Consider the following 20,425-nt stretch of genomic DNA (forward strand, 5'->3'; position numbering starts at 1 on the left):
CGGTCAGAACGTCAGTACCGCCCGCGCCACCCGCCCCGCGTGCGCGTCCGCCGCCGCCTTCCCGAAGTCCTCCACCGGGTACGTCGCCGTCACCAACTCGTCGAGGAGCAGGCGGCCTTCGTGGTACATCCGGGCGTAGCGGGCGATGTCCCGCTGGGGACGGGAGGAGCCGTAGCGGCAACCCAGGATGGACTTGTCCAGGTACATCGCCGAGACGACGAAGGACGCCTCGGCCGTCGCCGGCGGTACGCCGAGGAGCACCGCCTGGCCGTGGCGGTCCAGTGCGTCGATCGCGGCGCGGATCAGCTCCACCCGGCCCACGCACTCAAAAGCGTGGTCGGCTCCGGTGGGGAGGACGTCCTTCACACCGTCCGTGGAGGTCAGGAAGTCGGTGGCGCCGAACCGGCGGGCCGCCGGCTCCTTCGCCGGGTTGGCGTCCACCGCCACGATCCGCGACGCGCCCGCGATCCGCGCGCCCTGGATGACGTTGAGGCCGATCCCGCCCGTTCCGACGACGAGGACGGTGTCGCCCTGGTCCACCCGGGCGCGGTTCAGTACGGCGCCGACGCCGGTGAGGACTCCGCAGCCGATCAGGGCCGCCGACGGCAGCGGGATGTCCTTGGGGATGCGGACCGCCTGGACGGCCTTGACGACCGTGTGTTCCGCGAAGGCGGAGGTGGACGCGAACTGGTACACCCGCCCGCCGCACCGCGTGAAGGGGCGGCCGGGGCGGCCGATCGCCTGCCGGCACATCGTCGGCCGGCCGCGGTCGCAGTCCGCGCACGTCCCGCAGTTCGCCAGGGTGGACAGCGCCACGTGGTCTCCGGGGCGGACGTGCGTGACGCCCGCGCCGACGGCCTCCACGACCCCTGCGCCCTCGTGGCCGAGCACCACGGGAGAGGGGAAGGGGATGGTCCCGTCGACCACCGACAGGTCGCTGTGGCACAGACCCGCCGCCCGGATCGCCACCTGAACCTCGCCGGGTCCCGGATCCCGGATCGCCAGATCGTCCACGACCTGGGTCCGGGTGTCGTCGTGGATCACGCCTCGCATCGCAACTCCCTCAGCCCTTGGTTCCCTTGGGTTCCTTCGGCAGGCCGAGCACGCGCTCGGCGATGATCGTGCGCTGGATCTCGTCCGAGCCGCCGTAGATGGTGTCGGCCCTGCTGAACAGGAACAGGTGCTGCAGCGGGTCCAGTTCGTACGGTGCCGTGGGCGACCAGTCGGCCGGGCCCGCCGTGCCGGCCGCGCCCCTGACCTGCATCGCGAGTTCGCCCAGGCGCTGGTGCCAGCGGGCCCACAGCAGTTTGGCCACGCTGGGGGCGGCCGGGTCGGTCGTGTCGCCGAGGGTGCGCAGGGCGTTCCAGCGCATCGTGCGCAGTTCGGCCCACTGGGTGACGAGGCGGTCGCGCAGGACGGGGTCGTCGGCGGCGCCGGTGGCCACGGCCGTGCGGATGACCTCGGCGAGTTCGCCGGCGAAGCCGATCTGCTGGGCCAGGGTGGAGACGCCGCGTTCGAAGCCGAGCAGGCTCATCGCCACCCGCCAGCCGTTGCCCTCGCCGCCGACGACGTGTTCGACGCGGGCCGTCGCGCCGTCGAAGAACACCTCGTTGAACTCGCTGGTTCCGGTGAGCTGGCGGATGGGGCGGACCTCGATACGGCCGGGCTGGTCCATCGGGACGAGGAGGAAGGTCAGTCCGTGGTGACGGTGGGAGGCCGGGTCGGTGCGGGCGAGGACGAAGCACCAGTCCGCCTCGTGGGCGAGGGAGGTCCAGATCTTCTGTCCGGTGACCCGGTAGGAGGTGGGGGTGTCGCGTACGGCGGTGGTGCGCAGGCCTGCGAGGTCGGAGCCGGCGCCGGGTTCGCTGTAGCCCTGGCACCAGAGTTCCTCGCCTCGGGCTATGGGGGGCAGGAAGCGGGACTTCTGGTCCTGGGTGCCGTGGGTGAGGAGGGTGGGGGCGAGGAGGTTCTCCCCGATGTGGCCGGAGCGGGGCGGTGCCTGGGAGCGGACGTACTCCTCCGCCCAGACGACCTGTTGGGTGAGGGTGGCTCGGTGGTTGCCGTATCCGTCCTCGGGCCAGGACAGGCCGATCCAGCCGGCTCGGCCGAGGGTGCGTTCCCATGATCGTCGGGTGTGGGGGGTGTGGAGGTGGGTGTGCAGCCAGGTGCGGGCCTGCGCACGGAACACCTCGTCGTGCGGGTCGGGCTCGAAGTCCATTATCTCCGCCTCGTGTTGTCTGCCGCCGCTATGTGGTGCGGGCCGGAGGGTTTCTCGCCCCCGCCGCCCCTACCCGTCCCGTCCTGGGGGCCGCGCCCCCAGACCCCCGCTGTCCACCTCCGGCCTCGTCCTCGAACTCACCCAAGCTCTTCGAGCTGGGGCCCCCAGACGGGCTGGACATGACGGGCAGCGCCCGCCATCAGGGGGCGCGGGGCCGTGACCTCATGCGGCTCCGCCGCGATGGGGCCCCTGTTCGAGCGAAGCCGAGAACTTGGGGGAGCGAACAGCCACAACGACCCCCGCAGCCGCCGACACACCCGCACCCCGAGCTCTACCGCGCCCCGAGCTCCACCTCGCCCCGCGCAAGCCCAGCGCGAGCGAACCGCCGAGCTCAGCGGCCCCGCCGCGCCGCCCTCTCCATCGCCTCCACCTGCTCCAGCAGCGGCATCGGGTCCGTCCCCACCGTTCCGGGCAGGAGGTCCGCGATCCTCTCCGGGGTCCAGGAGCCCTCCGCGTACGCGGCCCTCAGTTCCCTCGGCTGCGCCCAGACCGCCAGTTTGGGGCCCGCGATCGTGTACACCTGGCCCGTGACACCCTCCTCCTTCGCACGGTCGGACAGGAGGTAGACCACCAGCGCCGCCACGTCCTCGGGGTCGCCGATCTCCTTGAGTTCCATGGGAACGTTCGCCGACATGCGGGTCCGTGCCACGGGAGCCACCGCGTTCGCCGTCACGCCGTACTTGTGCAGGCCCAGGGCCGCGCTGCGGACCAGGGAGATGATTCCGCCTTTCGCCGCGCTGTAGTTGGCCTGGGAGACGGAACCCTGGTGGTTGCCGCTCGTGAAACCGATCAGCGTGCCCGAGCGCTGCTTCCGCATCACCGCCGACGCCGCGCGGAACACCGTGAACGTGCCCTTGAGGTGGGTGGCGACCACCGGGTCCCACTCCTGCTCGGTCATGTTGAACAGCATCCGTTCGCGCAGGATGCCCGCCACGCACACCACCCCGTCCAGACGGCCGTACGCCGTCAGCGCCTGGTCGACCACCCGCTGCCCGCCCGCCATGGTCGAGATGTCGTCGGCGACCGCGACGGCCTCCCCGCCCGCCGCCTCGATCTCCTTGACCACGACGTCGGCGACCTCGCTCGTGGGGGAGGCGCCGTCCACCGAGACCCCGTAGTCGTTGACGACGAGCCGCGCCCCCTCAGCCGCCGCGGCCAGCGCCACCGCACGTCCGATGCCCCGGCCCCCGCCCGTCACGGCGACGACCTTGCCCGCCAGGAAGTTCGCCATACTCAGCCCCTCCCCTTGCCCTTCCGGAGTTTCTGACGGTTCGTTAGATTTCTCTGCAGTCGGATTTTACGGGTCGTCAGATACTCCGAGACAAGCCCCCGGGAGGACCCATGTCACTGCCGGCCGAGTTCCACGAGATCGCGGGGCGCGTGAACAACTGGGGACGCTGGGGCGCGGACGACGAGATCGGGACGCTGAACCTGGTGACCGACCAGGTGGTGCGCGCGGCCGCGGCCTGTGTGCGCAGCGGGCGGTGCATACCGCTCGCGCTTCCGCTCCAGCAGGACGGTGTGCAGACCGGTGTGATCCCGGGGCGGGTCAATCCGCTGCATGTGATGGTGCAGATCAACCAGGAGCTCTTCGGCCCGGGCACGGTCGCGTGCAGCGACGACGCCGTGACCATGGGCCTGCAGGCGGCCACCCACTGGGACGCGCTCCCGCACGTCTCGCATTCGGGGAAGCTCTACAACGGCCGGCCGGCCGGCACGGTGACACCGCACGGCGGCGCCGCGTTCGGCGGGATCGACAGGCTGCGGCACATCGTCTCCCGGGGAGTGCTCCTCGACGTTCCCCGCGCGCTCGGCCGGGAGCGGCTGGAGGGTGCGTACGCCGTCACACCGGAGGATCTGGAAGCGGCCGAGGAGTTCGCCGGTACGCGGGTGCGGGCGGGCGACATCGTCCTGGTACGGACGGGGCAGATCCGCACCTATCTCTCGGGCGACAAGCACGCCTACGGGTTTCCGTCGCCGGGGCTGTCGGTGCGCACCCCGGAGTGGTTCCACGCGCGCGATGTGGCGGCCGTGGCGAACGACACGCTCACCTTCGAGGTCTTTCCCCCCGAGATCGACGATCTGTGGCTGCCCGTGCACGCCCTTCATCTCGTGGAGATGGGGATGCCGCAGGGGCAGAACTGGAATCTCGAGGAGTTGTCCACAGCCTGTGGACAAGAAGGGCGCTACGCCTTCCTGCTGTCCGCGACACCCGAACCCTTCGTCGGCGGCACCGGAAGCCCCGTGGCACCGGTGGCCGTCCTGTGACACGGACGTCGGCCGGCGGCGCGCCTCCCCCACCCTCGACTGCGCTCGGACGGGCGCCCCCACCTCACCCCGAGTGCGACACGGCGCGCCGTCGGCCGGTTCGGCGCACCCGCCTGCCCCCGGGCGGTCTCCCCGAAGGGCCGCCCGACCCTGCAAGGAGCCGGCGCCGAAGCACGATCCGCACTCGCCGAGGGCTCCCGTCACCCGAGTCCTCGACGTCCCCTCGCGACGGATCGCCGAACACAAGCGTGATCAAACAGACACACGGCGTCAACAGCCCCCCGGAGATTCATCACGTACGCCCTTTTTGTGACGGCGCGTACGGAAGCAAACCCCGGCGCACTCGACCACGATCCACTCCAGCCGGCCATGGCCCGTACGACCTACGAGCCGCCCGTGCCCAGGCGCGTGCTCCGGCGCCCCGGCGCGGACGCCGGATCCGGTCCGGCCGCACCTCGCCGTGCGGCCCGATTGCGTCACACCTCGCCGGACGGTCCCGTCACACCACGCCGTACGCGAACCGAGGCGCCGCCTCCACCCCACAGGCCGCCGTCTCCGCGCCGCACACCGTCGCCCCGTCCTCGGCCGGCGCCGTACAGCGGTCCACCTCGCACCAGATGCGCTTGCCCGCGCCCTCGGCGTCCCAGCCCCAGCGGTCGGCGAGCCCGTCGACCAGTTCCAGGCCGCGGCCGCCGGTCTCCTCACCCCCCGCGTGCCGGGGCTGCGGCGGGCGGGCGCTGGCGTCGGCGACCTCCAGACGGACGGTCCCGGCGGGGGCGCCGGAGGGGTCGGCGCACGCGCCGGTCAGCAGTAGGCGCAGCACGGCGGGACAACCGGTGTGCACCACGGCGTTGGTGACCAGTTCCGAGACGAGCAGGATCAGCGTCTCGGCGAGCGGTTCGTCCGCCGCTATGCCCGACCCGGCGAGACGCGAGCGCGCCCACCGCCGGGCCCGACCCACTTCAGCGGGGTCGGGCCGGATCTCCAGCTGCACTTGAAGCACCTGCACCGCTCACACCATCCGAACCGGCGGACACATCGCCTCGCGCCTCGCAAGGGCCACGATCGTGGTCATCGTCTGCATGGCAGGAACCAGGATCACGGACCGTGATTCCCTTGCATGACAGCATGGTTGACGTACAGTCACCCCAACAAGCGCTTCGGGCATATTCCAACGCGAAGGAGTACGCGTACGCCATACTGTGCGACGCTTGCCACGGTGAGTCGAACAGACGGGCCCGAGGGCTCGCCCTGCCCCACGAACGGCACGCAGCGCCGGATCCGGCGCCGCCGCAGGGGCCGCACCGTGGTGGATCGGGGTCAGAACCGCTCGCATCCCACACAAGGTACCGGAGCCCTCCCGCGACTCCAGGCCGTGACAAGTCACGCGTAGGACACAACCCGGTATCAACGCTCCGTGATTCCGGACTGCCACAATCCGCGACAGCGGGGCCCGGGGACGATGAAGAAGCCCTGCTCAGAGCCTTCTAGGCCACCTCCGCGAGCAGTTCCGCCGCCAGCTTTTCCTCACTCTCCGCACTCGAACTCATACGCTGGGTCCGCACCCACGCTCGCTTCAGGAACAGGTGCACCTCCGCCTCCCATGTGAAGCCCATACCGCCGTGCACCTGGAGGCAGTCGCGGGCGCAGCGGACGGCCGCCTCGTCGGCTAGCAGGCGGGCCGCGGCGATGTCGAGGGGGTCCGCGGTGACGGCGGCGGCGTACACCGCGGCGCGGGCCGTCTCCACCCGCACCAGGCTCTGCGCGCACAGGTGTTTGACCGCTTGGAAGGCCCCGATCGGCCGGCCGAACTGCTCCCGGGTCCGCGCGTGTTCCACCGCCAGCTCACAGGTCCGAGCGGCGCCGCCGAGTTGTTCGGCGGCGGTGAGGAGCACGGCGACGGGGTCCGACGGCTCGCCTTCGGCGGCCCGGGCGGGCCGGTGCAGGGGCGTCAGCGGGTCCACCGACGCCAGCGGCACGGCACCGGCCGCGTCGCCCCGGACGACGTCCGCCTCCCCCAGCCACTCCACGAGCCCGCCGTACACCGCCGTGACCACCACCTCGCCGCCCGCCGCGCCCGGCACCTCGCCCGCCGCGAGGTGGGTGGCCACCAGGGGTCCGGGCAGCAGCACCCGGCCGGCCTCCTCGAAAGCCAGGACCGCCTCGGGCAGGCCGAGTCCGACCCCGCCGTCCGCCTCCGGCAGCCGCAGTGCGAAGAAGCCCGCCTCGCCCAACTCCCGCCACAGCCCACGGTCGAGCACACCGGGCCGGTCCACGGCGGCCCGCAGCGCGTCCCGGCCGAACCGGCCCCGGAGCAGGCCGCGCACGCCTGCCTGCAACGCCCGCTGGTCGTCGGTCGGCTGGAAACGCACGGCCGCGTCACCGTCCCTTCGGCAGGCCGAGAATGCGTTCGGCCACGATGTTCCGCTGGATCTGCGAGGTGCCGGCCGCGATCGTGTACGACAGGGACGACAGCCGGTCCAGGACCCATGGGCGGCCGAGATCCAGGGACTCGGAGCCGAGGACCTCGGCGGCGGTGTCGTACAGCTCCTGACGCGCGTGCGAATACCTCAGCTTGAAGACCGAGCCGCCCACGCCCGGTACCCCGCCCGTCCGCTCCGCCTCGCTCACGTTCCACTGCGTGAGCCGCCACAGGGCACGGAACTCGGCATTCAGGCGGCCGAGCCTCCGCCGGAGCGCGGGGTCGTCCCAGCGGCCGTTCCGCCGTGCCTCGTGGGCGAGTTCGCCGAGAACGCGGCGGCAGGCCACCACCTCACCCACGAACGCCGTGCCGCGTTCGAAGGAGAGCGTCACCATGGTCACGCGCCAGCCGTCGTTCTCCGCTCCGACCCGGTTGACGACCGGCACGCGCACCTCGTCCAGGAAAACCTGTGCGAACTCCTCGGACCCGGCGAGCGTCCGCAGCGGCCGTACGGTCACGCCCGGCGCGTCCATCGGCATCGCCAGCCAGGTGATGCCCCGGTGCTTCGGCGCGTCGGGGTCGGTCCGCACCAGCAGTTCGCACCAGTCGGCGACCTCGGCGTGCGAGGTCCAGATCTTGGACCCGCTCACCACATAGTCGTCGCCGTCCCGCCACGCGCGCGTGCGCAGCGCGGCGAGGTCGGACCCGGCATCCGGCTCGCTGAACCCCTGGCACCACACCTCGTCCCCGCGCAGGATCGGCGGCAGCCAGCGCTCCCGCTGCCGGGGCGTGCCCTCGGCGGCGATGGTGGGCCCGGCGTGCAGCAGGCCGACGAAGTTGGCCCCCACGTAGGGGGCGCCCGCCTTCTCGGTCTCCTCCAGGAAGATGAGCCGCGTGGTCGGGGAGGCGTCCCAGTGGACGTCGGCGTATCCGGCGTCATGGAGCGTGCGCTGCCAGCCGAGGTCGTAGGCGCGGCGGGCCGGCCAGTCGCCGGGGAACGGTTTCGGGGGCAGCGTCGGCAGCACCTTCGCCAGCCACTGACGCAGGCGCGCCCGGAACTCCTCCTCCTCGGGGGTGTACGAGAGGTCCATGGGCCGGGGCTACCGGTCGAGGTCCAGGTCCAGCATGCGGATCGCGTTGCCCCGCATCAGCTTGTACACCGTCTCGTCGTCCAGGCCCTTCACGTGGTCGAGGGCGACCTCCTTGGTGTGCGGGAAGGTCGAGTCGACGTGCGGGTAGTCGGTCTCGAAGGTGGCGTTGTCGCGGCCGACCGTGTCGAGGGACGCGACGCCGTGCTTGTCGCGGAAGAAGCAGCAGAAGATCTGCCGGTAGTAGTACGTCGACGGCGGCTCGGGGATCAGGTCGCGGACACCGCCCCAGGCGCGGTGCTCCTCCCAGACGTCGTCGGCGCGTTCCAGGGCGTAGGGGATCCAGCCCATCTGCCCCTCGGAGTAGGCGAGTTTCAGGCGCGGGAACTTCACCAGGACCCCGCTGAAGAGGTAGTCCATCATCGAGGCCATCGCGTTGTTGAAGCTGAGCGAGGCCTGGACGGCGGGCGGGGCGTCGGGCGAGGCGGCGGGCATCTGGGAGCTGCTGCCGATGTGCATGTTGACGACCGTCCCGGTCTCCTGGCAGACGGCGAAGAACGGGTCCCAGTGGCCGGAGTGGATGGAGGGCAGGCCGAGGTGGGTGGGGATCTCGGAGAAGGTGACGGCCCGCACCCCGCGCTCGGCGTTGCGCCGGACCTCCGCGACCGCGAGGTCGATGTCCCACAGCGGGATCAGGCACAGCGGGATGAGCCGGCCTGCGCTGTCGCCGCACCACTCCTCCACCATCCAGTCGTTGTAGGCGCGTACGCAGGCCAGGGCGACCTCCTTGTCGTGCGCCTCGGCGAAGGTCTGCCCGCAGAAGCGGGGGAAGGTCGGGAAGCAGAGGCTGGCCTCGACGTGGTTGAGGTCCATGTCCTCCAGGCGGGCCTTGGGGTCCCAGCACCCGCGCCGCATCTGCTCCCGGGTGATCCCCTCCAGGGTCATCTCGTCCCGGTCGAACCCGACGGCGGCGATGTTCCGCTTGTACGGGAACTTCAGGTCCTCGTAGATCCACCAGTCCGTCGGCGGGCCCTCCGGGTCCATGGTGATCTGGTACTTCCCGCCGACGTAGGCCAGTTCCCCGATTCCGGCGGTCAGCGGTTGCGGGCCCCGGTCCCGGTACTTGGCCGGCAGCCAGGTCTCGAAGAGGTGCGCGGGCTCGATCACATGATCGTCGACGCTGATGATGCGGGGCAGTTCGCTCGCCATGGTTCCCCTCCGCCGGACCGGCTCTCATCTGATGGACCGTCAGATAGCATGTCACCTGACGAGTCGTCAGCCAAGCAGGGGAGCCGGCCGTGGACGAGACCCCGCACGCCCTGAGTTCCGCCCGCACGGTGTGGGAGCTGGTCGAGCGCCGCGCCGACCTCACCCCCGACCGCCCGGTGCTGCTCCAGGAGGACCGGACCCTCACCTTCGGCGCCCTGCGCACCCGCGCCGAGCGGGTGGCGGCCGGCCTGTACGGGATGGGCGTACGCCCCGGCACGGTGGTCGCCTGGCAGCTGCCCACCCGCGTCGAGACCGCCCTGCTGTCCTTCGCCCTGGCCCGCCTGGGCGCCGTCCAGTCCCCGCTCATCCCCTACTACCGCGACCGCGAGGTCGGCTTCGCGCTGCGCGAGTCCAAGGCGGAGTTCTTCGCGGTGCCGGGCGTCTGGCGCGGATACGACCACACCGTGATGGCCCGCCGACTGGGCGCGAAAGGCGTCTTCGAGGCGTACGACACACTTCCCGACGCAGACCCGTCCATGCTCCCGGCCCCGCCCGCCGAGGGCACCTCGGTCCGCTGGATCTACTGGACCTCGGGGACCACCTCCGACCCGAAGGGCGTGCTGCACACCGACCGCTCCCTGATCGCGGGCGGCTCCTGCCTGGCCCACGCACTGCGTCCGACCCCGGACGACATCGGCTCGATGGCCTTCCCGTACGCCCACATAGGCGGCCTCGACTACATGGTGATGCTGTTGGCGTACGGCTTCCCCGCGGTGATGTTCGAGCACTTCGCGCTCCCGGACGCGCTGGCGGAGTACCGGCGGCACGGGGTGACGGTGGCGGGCGGCTCGACGGCTTTCTACTCGATGTTCCTGGGCGAGCAGCGCAGGCAGCCGGGGAGGAAGGTGATCCCCACACTACGGCTGCTCGCGGGCGGCGGGGCGCCGAAGCCGCCCGAGCTGTATCACTGCGTGGTCCGTGAGATGGGCGTCCAGCTGACCCACGGTTACGGCATGACCGAGGTGCCGATGATCACGATGGGCTCGCCGGACGACACGGCCGAGAACCTGGCGACGACCGAGGGGCGCCCTCCGGCGGAGATGGAGATACGGATCGTCGACGGGGAGGTGCGGTTGCGCGGGGAGGCCGTCTGCCAGGGCTATCTCGATCCGGTGCAGACCGCGGAGGCCTTCGACGAGGAGGGCTTCCTGCGCACCGGCGACCTCGGACATCTGACTGATTCCGGGCATCTGGTGCTCACCGGGCGCCGCAAGGACGTGATCATCCGCAAGGGAGAGAACATCTCGGCCAAGGAGATCGAGGACCTGCTGCACCGGCACCCGGCGGTCGGCGACGTGGCGGTGATCGGGCTGCCGGACGCCGAGCGCGGGGAGCGGGTGTGCGCGGTGGTCGAGCCGGCGGCACAGCCGCCGGGCGCCGCGAAGCTGACGCTGGCCGCCGTCACCTCGTACCTGCGCGCGGAAGGGTTGTCGGTGCACAAGCTGCCGGAGCAGCTCGAGGTGGTGGACGCCCTTCCGCGCAACGACACTCTGCGCAAGGTGCTCAAGTACAAGCTGCGCGAGCGCTATTCGGGGACCGCGGAACAAGAGCCCCGGGGCGCTACTCCGGGACCGTGAAGTAGCGGGCGAACCCGGACACGATCTCACTCTCGCCGACCTTGCCGTCTCCGTCCGCGTCGAGCGTGGTCGCCGCCGCCCGGGCCACGTCCTCCGGTACGCCGAGGGCCTTCAGGGCACGAGCGGTCTCGGCGACCGTGGCGGCGCCGTCGCGGTCGCCGTCCGCCACGGCGAGCGCCGCGTGCAGGAAGGGACGGGCGATCTCCGCGAACCGCTCGGGGTTGTCGCGCAGCCGCTTCACCGCGCTGCCGACGAACTCCTCGCGGGTGATGCGCTGGTCGCCGTCCCGGTCCGCTATCCCGGCCATGCCCTGCCAGAACGCCTCACCCCCGGCGTACAGGGCCTGCCCCTGCTCGGACCTGGCCGCGGTGCCGAACTCGGTGAGAACCGCCTTGGCCGCCGCGCTGAAGTCCGCGCGGTCGATGTAGCCGTTGCCGTCCTGGTCGAAGCTGGCGAACCGGGCGGCGATCCTGCGCTCGTACTCGGTGCTGACCATGGTGTTTCGGGCCGCCTTACGTCACATCGGGGGTGTATCTCGCAGGGGAGCGTACGACGCGGGAGGCGTGCGGGGAGACGGAAAACGGCGGTTGTACCAAGACCGCAGGAATTCCGGGACAACAGTGTGGCTGTCCTGCGACGTTCTGTTGACCGTGGTGTGCCGGCGCTCACACCGGGCGGTGCCGTGCGGTCGGGTTCAGCGGGTTCAGGCCGACAGGGACGGTGAGGTGTCGTCGGTGGCCGAGCCCAGGTCCGGATGCACGTCGAAGAGACGGCGGACGCCGAGGGCGGCCAGGACTCGGTTGACGTGCGAGCCCTCGGGCGCGCCGTGCCCGGGCAGGACGATCCGGAGCCGGCCCCGGCAGGAGCGGAGCAGTCTGCGGGCGGCGACGAGCACGCCGACGCCGCTGGAGTCGCAGAAGAGCACCTGGGAGAGGTCGAGTACGAGGCAGTGGCGGCCGTCCGCCACCGCGTCGTGCACCCGTTGGCGCAGCGCCGGTGACGTCATCAGGTCCAGTTCGCCCGCCACTTGCAGCACGGTCCACTCGCCGTGCTCCTGCCCGGTCACTGTGAGCGTCACCGCCACGCCTCCCGCCTGCCCGCGCCGTCCATGAAACGGAAGCTGTCCCTACGCTTCCTTTGGGCGCGGCTGCCCGAACGTCCTTCTATGAAACACCGAACTGCCGATCGAAACTGGGTAGTAGATAAGCCAATTCAATCGGTAACGGTCCTGTTCGTTCAGGCCTGCTCCGCAGTCGGCTGGGTAGGCGCCCGTGCGTCCGGCACATCTTCCACGGGACCGCCTCTACCATCTGCAGCGTGCGGAGGGGCGCACATTGCCACAAAGGGGCGTGCGTTGTCCGATGTGCCGACTACATTCGACAGCGTGGGGGGCACACGCTGAACCGGAGCAGGGCGCAGGGCACGTCCGGGGACGAGGGGGCCGCATGGCGAAGAGGGACGCACCGCCCCGGTGGGACCGCAGGATGCAGCAGCGGCTCGTCCGGGGTGAGGCCGCCGCGCTCGGCGAGTGCTACGACCGGTTCGCCTCCCTGGTGCACGGCCTCGCCCACCGGGTGCTCGGGGACGAGGAGGAGGCGGACACCGTCACCCGCGAGGTGTTCGCACACGTCTGGGAGCACCCCGAGTCCTACGACCCCAGGCAGGAGCCGCTGCGGACCTGGGTCGCCGGCCTGACCCACCGGCTCGCCGTCCAGCGGCTGCGCGCCACCGAGACCGCCGCGCTGGCCCGGGGCGGCCGGGGCACGGCGGAGGACCTGGAGCGCAGGGTGCGCCAGGCCTCGGTCGCGGCCCGCGCGGACTACATCGTCACCTCCATGCCGGTGCCGCTGCGCGCCGCCCTGGAACGGGCCTACTTCCAGCGCCGGGACTACCGCCAGACCGCGGTCGACCTCGGCATCACGGAGGACGAGGCCCGCCGCCGGCTCCGCCTCGGCCTCCAGCTCCTCGCCACCGCCCACGAGACGCGGCCCTCGGGCACGCCGCCGGAAACGGGGGGTGTGTGGTGAGCGGGGCGGAGCGTTCCCGGGGGCGCGAGGAGTTCGAGCGGCACGGCACCTACGAGGAATACGACGAGCAGGGCGTGCCCGGGGGTACCGGCGAGCGCGAGGTGTCCGAGGTCGCCCCAGGGGCAGTGGCGCCGGGGCCGCCGGCCGGTGGGGCCACGGCGCCCGCGGCCGAGGGGGCGGTCCCGCTCGGGCACCGGGTGCTGAAGTCGCTGCTCGGGGCCTGGGCCCTGGCCGCCTGTTCCGCGCAGGAGGCCACCGCCGTGGAGGCGCACCTCGCCGGCTGTGAGCCGTGCGCGGAGGAGGCGCGGCGGCTGCGGACGGCCGTCGGGCTGCTGCAGCGGCCCGAGAGTCTCGATCTCGACCCCGCCCTGCGCACCCGTGTCCTGGCGAGCTGCCTCGACCGGCGCCCGCCGCGCATCCCGGTACCGGAGTGGGCGGTCCCCTACGACGCCGAGGCCGCGCGCCTGGACGCCCTGCTCCAGGACTTCGGCGACGGCGAGTGGCACGCGCCGGTCCGGCTGCGGTGGTTCGACGGGAGGGCACCGGCGAGCCGCCGAACCACCGTGGCCGGGGTGATCGCCCATCTGCTCTCCGTCGACGGGCTGATCGCGGTGGCCCTCGGGCTGGACGACCCGCTCGGGGACACGGCCGGGGACGACGGCAGCCCCGAGGGGCGCACGGAGGCGTACTGGCGCGCCTCCCACTTCCCGCCGACCCGCTCCATCCGTGTCCCGTGGCGCGACCAGAGCCACCATCTCGTCCGGACGGTGTCCCTCACCGACGACACCGACGGGGCGGTCCCGGTGTCGTACGGCGCCTTCGAGCTGTCGCTGCACGACGCGATGCTGGACCGGGCCTTCGAGTGCTGGGTGCACGCGGAGGACATCGCGAACGCCGTCGACTACCCCTACGACCCGCCGGCGCCGCGCCATCTCCACCAGATGTTCGACCTGGCGGTACGGCTACTGCCGCTGACCCTGGCCGCCCGGCGCCGCGCCGGCCTCGCCGCACCCCCGCGCGGTGGCCGGCACCTGGTCCCGGCGGGCGAGCCCGGGCGCAGCCTGCGCCTGGAGATCGAGGGCCTGGGCGGCGGCGAGTGGCTGGTACCGCTGGACTCCCCCGGCGCGGTGGCCTCCGCCGAGCACGAGGTGGCGCACGTCGCCCTCGACGAGGTGGAGTTCTGCCGCCTGGCCGCCGGCCATGTGCCACCGCAGGAGGCGGCCGCGGGGCAGGTCGGCGACCGGGAGGCGATCAGGGACGTCCTGTTCGCGGCGGCGTCCCTGAGCCGGATGTAGACCTCGGGAGGCCTACGCGAAGACCACCGTCCGGCGGCCGTTGAGCAGGATGCGGCGCTCCGCGTGCCACTTCACCGCGCGTGCCAGTGCCTGGCACTCCACGTCACGCCCGGTTGCCACCAGCTGGTCCGGGGTGACGTCGTGGCCGACCCGCTCGACCTCCTGCTCGATGATCGGGCCCTCGTCGAGGTCGGCCGTCACGTAGTGCGCGGTCGCACCGATCAGCTTCACACCGCGCGCGTGGGCCTGGTGGTAGGGCTTGGCGCCCTTGAAGCTCGGCAGGAAGGAGTGGTGGATGTTGATGATCTTGCCGCTGAGCTGCTTGCACAGGTCGTCCGAGAGCACCTGCATGTAGCGGGCCAGGACCACCAGCTCGACGTCCAGCTCGCGCACCAGCTCAAGGAGCCGTGCCTCGGCCTCCGACTTGGTGTCCTTCGTCACCGGGATGTGGTGGAAGGGAATGTTGTACGAGCCCACCAGCTCGGCGAAGTCGGTGTGGTTGGAGACCACGGCCGCGATCTCGATGGGCAGCGCGCCGATCCGGGCCCGGAAGAGCAGGTCGTTCAGGCAGTGGCCGAACTTGCTGACCATGAGGATGACGCGCATCTTCTCGTCGGCCCGGTGGATCTCCCAGTCCATCTGGAAGGAGTCACCGATCGCGGCGAAGCTCGCACGCAGCTTCTCCACGGTCACCGGGGCCTCGGCGGAGAAGTGGACCCGCATGAAGAACAGTCCCGTGTCCTGGTCGCCGAACTGCTGGCTGTCGACGATGTTGCAGCCGGTCATGAACAGGTAGCTCGACACGGCGTGCACGATGCCCTGCTTGTCCGGGCAGGAGAGCGTGAGGACGTACTGGTCGGCCGGGGCCGAGGCTCGGTTGGACTGCTCGTTCATGCCCGCCAGGGTCTCATGTCCGCGGGTCGGCGTGGACCGCCGTCCCGCAACCCGGACGGTCCGGCGGACGACAGGGCCCGCGCCGGACGAAAGGGCCTACGCGCTCCTCGTCAGGATCCGCAGCACCTCGAGCGTGCGCGGCGGCGCGTCCGGGTCCTCACCGTCGGCCACCGAGAGCCGTACATGGGCGTCCCGTGCCGCCCGCACCGCCTCCGGCCACGCCTGGTGGTTGAGGTAGGCCTCCACCGGGGCGTCCGGCCCGACCTGGTGCATGATCCGCAGCACCCGCAGGACGGCGGTGTCGACGAGGGCCGCCTCCTGCGAGTCCCGGAAGATCGTGCCGACGTACTTCTCGGCCGACCAGTTGTCCAGCCAGGTGTCCTCGACCAGACGGTAGACGGCGTCGGTGACGTCGCCGTACCCCTCGACACCGGCCAGCCAGACGTCCCGCTGGAAGACGGGATCGGAGAGCATGTGCAGCGCGGAGCGCACATTGCTGCGCCAGCGCCACCACGGCATGTCGTTGAGTGGCATGCCGCCCATGGTGGATGAGCGACGACCGCGACGGGAAGAGTTCTCCGAACCTTGCACGGTCATCGATCGTACGTTCCCTGTGAAATGCGGATCATCGGACCCCGCAATTCACCCCGACGTCACTTTCTGTTGGCCTCGGATCACTCGGTGGTTAGCGGTGTGAGGGAATCGTGCGTGTGCATGACCGGCAGGCGACGCACCAGCACCTCCTCCTCCCGCCCCCGCGTTCCGGGCTCCGTCCGTGAAAAAGCGACTCCCCGCGTCAGGACCGTCCTGCTGTCCGCGGGCGCGATGGTGGCATGTGCGTCGATAGCGGTCGCCTGCGGGGTCGTCCCCGGTACCACGGGCGGTCCCGGGGACGACCGCGTGACCGTCATGACCTGGGCACCCGACCAGACCTCCGCGACCAACGAGCCGGGCATGCCGGCGATGGCGCAGGCCTACGCCCGCTGGGTCAACGCCCACGGCGGCCTGGGCGGCCGCAAGCTGGAGGTCCTGACCTGCAACGACCGCAACGACTACGTGGACGCCGCGAAGTGCGCCCGGCGCGCGGTGAAGGAGCACGCCGTTGCGGTCGTCGGCTCCTACAGCCAGTACGCCAGCTCCTTCCTCTCCCCCCTGGAATCGGCGGGCATCCCCTACATAGGCGGCTACGGCCTCACCGACGACGAGTTCAAGAGCGTCCTGTCCTACCCCGTCAACGGCGGCCAGCCCGCGCTGCTGGCCGGCCTCGGCGAGGAGCTGGGCCGGACCTGCGGCCCCGTCGCCCTGGTGCGCCCCGACACCGTCGCCGGCGACGAGCTGCCCCTGCTGCTGGACGCCGGACTGAAGGCGGCGCACCACGCCCCGGCGGTCGACGTGCGCGCCGCGGAGGACGCCACCGCCCTCGACGACCAGGCCCAGCAGGCACTGCGGGCGGCGACCGCGGACCCGCGGAAGACGGGGTGCGTGGTGCCCGCGCTCGACGAACGCACCGGCACCTTCATGGACTCCTTCCGCCGTCTGAGCTCCGACTACCCGGCGGTGCGCACCGCCTCCGTGCTCGGCAGCGTCGACCAGTCGGTGATCGACGCCTCCGGCGGCGGCTCGGGCCCCTACGAGGGCGCGTACGTCACCGGCTGGTACCCGGAGGCGTCGGACCCGCGCTGGAACCCGATGAAGGAAGTGATCAAGGAGCAGGCCTTCGACGACAACCGGATCGATCCGGCGGACGCGGGTGTGCAGACCACCTGGATCGCGTACACGGTCCTGAAGCAGGTCGTCGAGTCGCTCGGCAACGGCGAGGTGTCCGCCCGCACGATCCGCGAGGCCCTCGACGGCGGTCTGAAGGCCGACACCGGCGGCCTCACCCCGACGCTGCGCTGGCGCTTCCAGGACCTGACCGCGGTCGTCGACTTCCCCCGCCTGATCAACTCCGAGGTGACCTTCCAGGTCGTGCGCGACGGCCGGCTGGTGGCGGCGCGCAAGGGCTTTGTGAACGTGTCGAAGACGCTGGAGAGCACGGACAACGAGTGAGGCGTGCCGGTGCGCGCCGCCCCGTTCACCGGGCGGCGCGCACCGCCGTGCTCACAGCTGGGTGGGCTGGCGCTGGGTCAGTCCGTACTTCTGCGCGATGACGTTCCACAGCCGGGCGGCCTTCGCCTTCTGGGCGCTGGCCGTGCCGCTGTCCCGGTTGCCCGCCTGGGCCTGGGGGGTGACGCGCGCCTGCCCCTTCTTGCAGCCCTTCTTGCCCGAGACCTGGTCGGCCCAGGCCGCGTAGTGGCCGTCGGCCGACGCGGACGCCTGCCAGGCGCTGGTGAGCGCGGCGGTCAGCGCGGCGTGGTCGGGGAGCTTGTCGACCTGGAGTCCGGACAGTCGGCCGACCAGGTCGTTGCGCTGCTTGGCCGCGTCCTGCAGGGCGCCGGCCGACTGGTCGAGGTTCTGGCACGCCTTGACGTCGGCGACCGCCCTGATCACCGCGTCGCGGCTGTTCCCACTGTCGGCGAGGAGCTTGTCCAGGGCGACGGCCTGCGCCCGGGCCGGGTCGGCGGCGCCCGACTGGGAGGCGTCCGGGACGGGCCCGGTCGCGGCGACGGACGTGCCGGTGTTGCTCCTGCCGTCGCTGCCGCCGCCGCTGAGCAGGGCTCCGGCCCCGATCCCGAGGGCGACTATGCAGACGCCGACGCCCGCGATGAGGGGGACGCGCGAACGGGTACGGCCACCGCGCTGGTCGGTCGCGCCGCCCGCGGGTGCGCCGGGGCCGGCCGCGCCGTCGAACCGCGGCAGGTGCTGGGTGGGCTCCGGCGCCCCGCCCGCGCCACCGCGGAAGAGGTTGTCGAACTCGGCCGGCGGGGCCTGCCCGGGCGCCCCGGGCCGCACGGCGTACTGCTGCCCGGGCACGGGCGGAAGGTACTGCGTGGCCTGCGCGTCGGGGTCGGCGGCGGGCGGGAGCGGACCGGCGGCGGCCCGTCCGAGGACCTGGGTCGCCTGGTCCGCGGGCATCTCCGGGGGCAGTGCGCCCGGGCCCACCGGCGGGATGTACTGGGTGGCGCCCTCGTCGGGAGAGCCGGCCACCGGGGGTATGTACTGCGTCGCGCCCTCGCTCGGCGCGGCGGCGACAGGCGGCAGGTACTGGGTGGCGCCCTCGTCGGCGGGGCCGACCGCCGGGGGCAGGGGCCCGGCACCGGCGCTCTGCTGCTGAGGCAGGGGCTGTCCCGATCCGGCCGGCGGCTGCTGACCCCAGGCCGAGCGCGGGTCCGAGCCCTCCCAGGACGGCTGCGTCCCCCACTGCTGGTTCTGCTGCGGGCTGTGGCCCTGGTGGTCCTGGTGCTGGGGAGCCCGCCCCGGCCCCCAGGGCTGCCCCCATGCCTGTCCGCCGGCGGGGCCCGGTGCGGGCGCCGGGGGTATGGAACCGTTCACTCCGCCCGTCTGGCCCGTCTGGCCCGGCAGCAGGGGCGCGCCGCCGTCGGAGGGCAGCACGATGCCTTCGCGCGCCTGCCGCGCCGAGGGCTCCTCGCCCTGTCCACTCTGCGTCACCGGGACTCCTACGAATGGGGGACCTTCGGAATCGTCGGCTCACGCTACCGGGTCCCCATGACCGGTGCCACGCCGGACAGGGGGGCGCCCCTTCAGGCTGGGAGGAACTGCGCGCCCAGCCAGGAACATCCCGCACCAACGAGACATCCGTCACCCCAACGGCGATATCTCCCCGGGGCCCGGGGCGGAGCCCCGCGACGGCACCCCGACCCCGGGCACGTCATACAGCCGCCGGACAGGTCACACAGCCGCAACGCCGGAGGCGTCACGCCGCCGCCAGCTCCACCCGCGCCCCGAACTCCCGCACCACGGCCTCCTCCCGATACGGCTCCAACCGCTGCTGCAGGTCGTCCAGATACTCCGCCCCCCGGCTGGAGCGCAGCGTGCCGAGCAGTTCCACGGCCTTCAGCCCGGTGTGGCACGCCTGCTCCACCTCGCGCTGCTGCACCTGCGCGGTGGCGAGCAGCACCAGGCCGATCGCCCGCCGCCGCGCCCGGGACTCGGGGTGCCCGGCGAGCGACTCCTCCGCCCGCCGGGCCGCCGCCTCCGCCTGCCCCAGATCCCGGTGACAGTGCGCCAGCTCGTCCGCCAGGTAGGCCTCGTCGAAGTGCGCGATCCACGCCGGGTCGTCCCCGGACGCCGCGTCGGCCGCCTCCAGCGCCGTCACCGCACGACCGGACGCGATCTGCGTGGCGCGCACATCTCCCATGAGCGCATGCCCGCGCGCCTCCGCGGCGTAGAACATCGCCTCCGCGCGCGGGGTCACGCGCCCCCGCGCCCCCTCCTGCGCCGCCCGCGCCAACTGCGCGATCTCGCGCGGGTTTCCGAGCTGCGCCGCGAGGTGGCTCATCGAAGCGGCGAGCACATAGCCGCCGTAGCCGCGGTCACCGGCCGCCTGCGCGAGCCGCAGCGCCTGGATGTAGTACCGCTGCGCGAGCCCCGGCTGACCGGTGTCGACCGCCATGTACCCCGCGAGCTCGGTCAACCGCGCGACCGCCCCGAACAGTTCGCGGCCCACCGACTCCCGGTAGGAGCCCGCCAGCAGCCCGGAGACGACGCTGTTGAGGTAGTGCACGACGACCGGCCGCACATGGCCGCTGCCGTACTGGTGGTCCAGTCCGACCAGGGCCTGCGTCATGGCCCGCACCGCGTCCACGTCCGACTGCCCCACCCGTGGCCCGGCCGACCGCGCGACCTGCGAGTCCGGCCCGGAGATCAGCCAGTCACGGCTCGGCTCGACGAGCGCGGAAGCGGCGACGGAGGACCCGGACAGGAAGTCCCGGCGCCCGACGTCGCTGCGCCACAGCTCGCAGACCTGCTCGATGGCGCCGAGCACCGTCGGCGAGAACTGCAGGCCCACGCCCGACGCGAGGTTCTTGCCGTTGGCCATGCCGATCTCGTCGATCGTGACCGTACGCCCCAGCTTGCGGCCGAGCGCCTCCGCGATGATCGCCGGGGCCCGGCCCCGCGGCTGCTGTCCGCGCAACCAGCGGGCCACGGACGTCTTGTCGTAGCGCAGGTCGAGGCCGTGCTCCGCGCCGCACATGTTGACCCGGCGGGCGAGCCCCGCGTTCGAGCAGCCCGCTTCCTGGATGAGCGCCTGCAGTCGTTCGTTCGGCTGCCGTGCGACAAGAGGCCTGGCGGCCATGGCGTACCCCCTACTTCCTGGCTCGGTTCGCCGAGTGGCCGGTGCACCGAAAAGATCCGGCCCTGAAGATCGATGCCCAGCGGACATTCCTCTGATGCGAGATATGCGAG

Annotated in this window: 18 protein-coding genes; 5 read left to right on the forward strand and 13 right to left on the reverse strand. The window is 72.2% G+C overall.

Annotation, left to right across the window (positions count from 1 at the left end):
• Positions 1 to 3 precede the first annotated feature (3 nt).
• The 3 genes from ACFYZJ_RS25890 to ACFYZJ_RS25900 all read right to left on the reverse strand — a co-directional run bounded on the left by ACFYZJ_RS25890 (position 4) and on the right by ACFYZJ_RS25900 (position 3,509).
• Positions 4 to 1,053: a Zn-dependent alcohol dehydrogenase gene (locus ACFYZJ_RS25890; protein WP_388571714.1), complete on the reverse strand. Its 1,050-nt coding sequence runs from the start codon at positions 1,051 to 1,053 to the stop codon at positions 4 to 6.
• A 10-nt stretch (positions 1,054 to 1,063) separates the two neighbouring features.
• Positions 1,064 to 2,218, reverse strand: a complete 1,155-nt coding sequence (locus ACFYZJ_RS25895; RefSeq protein WP_388571716.1) for an acyl-CoA dehydrogenase family protein — start codon at positions 2,216 to 2,218, stop codon at positions 1,064 to 1,066.
• A 391-nt stretch (positions 2,219 to 2,609) separates the two neighbouring features.
• Positions 2,610 to 3,509: an SDR family NAD(P)-dependent oxidoreductase gene (locus tag ACFYZJ_RS25900; protein ID WP_388571718.1), complete on the reverse strand. Its 900-nt coding sequence runs from the start codon at positions 3,507 to 3,509 to the stop codon at positions 2,610 to 2,612.
• 110 nt (positions 3,510 to 3,619) lie between these two features.
• Between ACFYZJ_RS25900 and ACFYZJ_RS25905 the strand changes: the two genes are divergently transcribed.
• Positions 3,620 to 4,546: a cyclase family protein gene (locus tag ACFYZJ_RS25905; RefSeq protein WP_388571720.1), complete on the forward strand. Its 927-nt coding sequence runs from the start codon at positions 3,620 to 3,622 to the stop codon at positions 4,544 to 4,546.
• 499 nt (positions 4,547 to 5,045) lie between these two features.
• Here ACFYZJ_RS25905 and ACFYZJ_RS25910 read toward each other — a convergent pair whose 3' ends face one another.
• The 4 genes from ACFYZJ_RS25910 to ACFYZJ_RS25925 form a co-directional block, all read right to left on the reverse strand.
• Positions 5,046 to 5,555 (reverse strand): ATP-binding protein, encoded by a 510-nt coding sequence (locus ACFYZJ_RS25910; protein ID WP_388571721.1) that lies wholly within the window; start codon positions 5,553 to 5,555, stop codon positions 5,046 to 5,048.
• Positions 5,556 to 6,033: 478 nt separating this feature from the next.
• Entirely contained in the window at positions 6,034 to 6,918 is an 885-nt protein-coding gene (locus ACFYZJ_RS25915) for an acyl-CoA dehydrogenase family protein (protein WP_388571722.1), read from the reverse strand.
• 7 nt (positions 6,919 to 6,925) lie between these two features.
• Complete coding sequence (locus ACFYZJ_RS25920) at positions 6,926 to 8,059, reverse strand: acyl-CoA dehydrogenase family protein (RefSeq protein ID WP_388571724.1); 1,134 nt, start codon at positions 8,057 to 8,059, stop codon at positions 6,926 to 6,928.
• A gap of 9 nt (positions 8,060 to 8,068) precedes the next feature.
• Positions 8,069 to 9,265 (reverse strand): amidohydrolase family protein, encoded by a 1,197-nt coding sequence (locus tag ACFYZJ_RS25925; RefSeq protein ID WP_388571725.1) that lies wholly within the window; start codon positions 9,263 to 9,265, stop codon positions 8,069 to 8,071.
• 89 nt (positions 9,266 to 9,354) lie between these two features.
• On the opposite strand from ACFYZJ_RS25925, the gene ACFYZJ_RS25930 reads away from it, so the two are divergent.
• Positions 9,355 to 10,902 carry a class I adenylate-forming enzyme family protein gene (locus tag ACFYZJ_RS25930; RefSeq protein ID WP_388571727.1) on the forward strand — a complete coding sequence of 516 codons (1,548 nt, stop codon included), beginning with the start codon at positions 9,355 to 9,357 and terminating at the stop codon, positions 10,900 to 10,902.
• Here the strand turns inward: ACFYZJ_RS25930 and ACFYZJ_RS25935 are convergent.
• Together ACFYZJ_RS25935 and ACFYZJ_RS25940 are read right to left on the reverse strand one after the other, a co-directional pair.
• A complete protein-coding gene (locus tag ACFYZJ_RS25935; protein WP_388571728.1) occupies positions 10,886 to 11,398 on the reverse strand; it encodes an EF-hand domain-containing protein in 513 nt (170 codons plus the stop codon). The two genes, ACFYZJ_RS25930 and ACFYZJ_RS25935, sit on opposite strands and share 17 nt — an antisense overlap.
• Before the next feature lie 207 nt (positions 11,399 to 11,605).
• On the reverse strand, positions 11,606 to 11,986 hold the full coding sequence (locus tag ACFYZJ_RS25940) for an STAS domain-containing protein (protein ID WP_388571730.1): 381 nt from the start codon (positions 11,984 to 11,986) through the stop codon (positions 11,606 to 11,608).
• A 361-nt stretch (positions 11,987 to 12,347) separates the two neighbouring features.
• On the opposite strand from ACFYZJ_RS25940, the gene ACFYZJ_RS25945 reads away from it, so the two are divergent.
• A complete protein-coding gene (locus ACFYZJ_RS25945) occupies positions 12,348 to 12,929 on the forward strand; it encodes a sigma-70 family RNA polymerase sigma factor (protein WP_388571732.1) in 582 nt (193 codons plus the stop codon).
• Positions 12,926 to 14,224: a zf-HC2 domain-containing protein gene (locus ACFYZJ_RS25950; protein ID WP_388571733.1), complete on the forward strand. Its 1,299-nt coding sequence runs from the start codon at positions 12,926 to 12,928 to the stop codon at positions 14,222 to 14,224. Before ACFYZJ_RS25945 ends, ACFYZJ_RS25950 begins: the two co-directional genes overlap by 4 nt.
• 12 nt (positions 14,225 to 14,236) lie before the next feature.
• Here the strand turns inward: ACFYZJ_RS25950 and purU are convergent, their stop codons facing one another.
• Together purU and ACFYZJ_RS25960 are read right to left on the reverse strand one after the other, a co-directional pair.
• Positions 14,237 to 15,118 (reverse strand): formyltetrahydrofolate deformylase, encoded by an 882-nt coding sequence (gene purU, locus ACFYZJ_RS25955; RefSeq protein WP_388571735.1) that lies wholly within the window; start codon positions 15,116 to 15,118, stop codon positions 14,237 to 14,239.
• A gap of 96 nt (positions 15,119 to 15,214) precedes the next feature.
• The gene (locus ACFYZJ_RS25960; protein ID WP_388571737.1) at positions 15,215 to 15,715 is read right to left on the reverse strand and encodes a hypothetical protein; all 501 of its coding nucleotides are present in this window, start codon (positions 15,713 to 15,715) and stop codon (positions 15,215 to 15,217) included.
• A gap of 117 nt (positions 15,716 to 15,832) precedes the next feature.
• Between ACFYZJ_RS25960 and ACFYZJ_RS25965 the strand changes: the two genes are divergently transcribed.
• The gene (locus tag ACFYZJ_RS25965; RefSeq protein WP_388571738.1) at positions 15,833 to 17,167 is read left to right on the forward strand and encodes an ABC transporter substrate-binding protein; all 1,335 of its coding nucleotides are present in this window, start codon (positions 15,833 to 15,835) and stop codon (positions 17,165 to 17,167) included.
• Between the two features lie 51 nt (positions 17,168 to 17,218).
• Here ACFYZJ_RS25965 and ACFYZJ_RS25970 read toward each other — a convergent pair whose 3' ends face one another.
• Positions 17,219 to 18,667 carry a hypothetical protein gene (locus ACFYZJ_RS25970; RefSeq protein WP_388571739.1) on the reverse strand — a complete coding sequence of 483 codons (1,449 nt, stop codon included), beginning with the start codon at positions 18,665 to 18,667 and terminating at the stop codon, positions 17,219 to 17,221.
• 265 nt (positions 18,668 to 18,932) lie between these two features.
• Positions 18,933 to 20,315 (reverse strand): transcriptional regulator, encoded by a 1,383-nt coding sequence (locus ACFYZJ_RS25975; RefSeq protein ID WP_388571740.1) that lies wholly within the window; start codon positions 20,313 to 20,315, stop codon positions 18,933 to 18,935.
• Between the last annotated feature and the right edge of the window lie 110 nt (positions 20,316 to 20,425).

Origin of the sequence: Streptomyces sp. NPDC001848 (genome assembly GCF_042891915.1) — a bacterium.
Lineage (GTDB): Bacteria > Actinomycetota > Actinomycetes > Streptomycetales > Streptomycetaceae > Streptomyces.

Excerpts from the sequence above, each read along its gene's own strand:
- ACFYZJ_RS25890 (WP_388571714.1), bottom strand. The coding sequence starts at position 1,053 with ATGCGAGGCGTGATCCACGACGACACCCGGACCCAGGTCGTGGACGAT.
- ACFYZJ_RS25895 (WP_388571716.1), bottom strand. The coding sequence starts at position 2,218 with ATGGACTTCGAGCCCGACCCGCACGACGAGGTGTTCCGTGCGCAGGCC.
- ACFYZJ_RS25900 (WP_388571718.1), bottom strand. The coding sequence starts at position 3,509 with ATGGCGAACTTCCTGGCGGGCAAGGTCGTCGCCGTGACGGGCGGGGGC.
- ACFYZJ_RS25905 (WP_388571720.1), top strand. The coding sequence starts at position 3,620 with ATGTCACTGCCGGCCGAGTTCCACGAGATCGCGGGGCGCGTGAACAAC.
- ACFYZJ_RS25920 (WP_388571724.1), bottom strand. The coding sequence starts at position 8,059 with ATGGACCTCTCGTACACCCCCGAGGAGGAGGAGTTCCGGGCGCGCCTG.
- ACFYZJ_RS25925 (WP_388571725.1), bottom strand. The coding sequence starts at position 9,265 with ATGGCGAGCGAACTGCCCCGCATCATCAGCGTCGACGATCATGTGATC.
- ACFYZJ_RS25935 (WP_388571728.1), bottom strand. The coding sequence starts at position 11,398 with ATGGTCAGCACCGAGTACGAGCGCAGGATCGCCGCCCGGTTCGCCAGC.
- ACFYZJ_RS25945 (WP_388571732.1), top strand. The coding sequence starts at position 12,348 with ATGGCGAAGAGGGACGCACCGCCCCGGTGGGACCGCAGGATGCAGCAG.
- purU (WP_388571735.1), bottom strand. The coding sequence starts at position 15,118 with ATGAACGAGCAGTCCAACCGAGCCTCGGCCCCGGCCGACCAGTACGTC.
- ACFYZJ_RS25960 (WP_388571737.1), bottom strand. The coding sequence starts at position 15,715 with ATGACCGTGCAAGGTTCGGAGAACTCTTCCCGTCGCGGTCGTCGCTCA.
- ACFYZJ_RS25965 (WP_388571738.1), top strand. The coding sequence starts at position 15,833 with ATGACCGGCAGGCGACGCACCAGCACCTCCTCCTCCCGCCCCCGCGTT.
- ACFYZJ_RS25975 (WP_388571740.1), bottom strand. The coding sequence starts at position 20,315 with ATGGCCGCCAGGCCTCTTGTCGCACGGCAGCCGAACGAACGACTGCAG.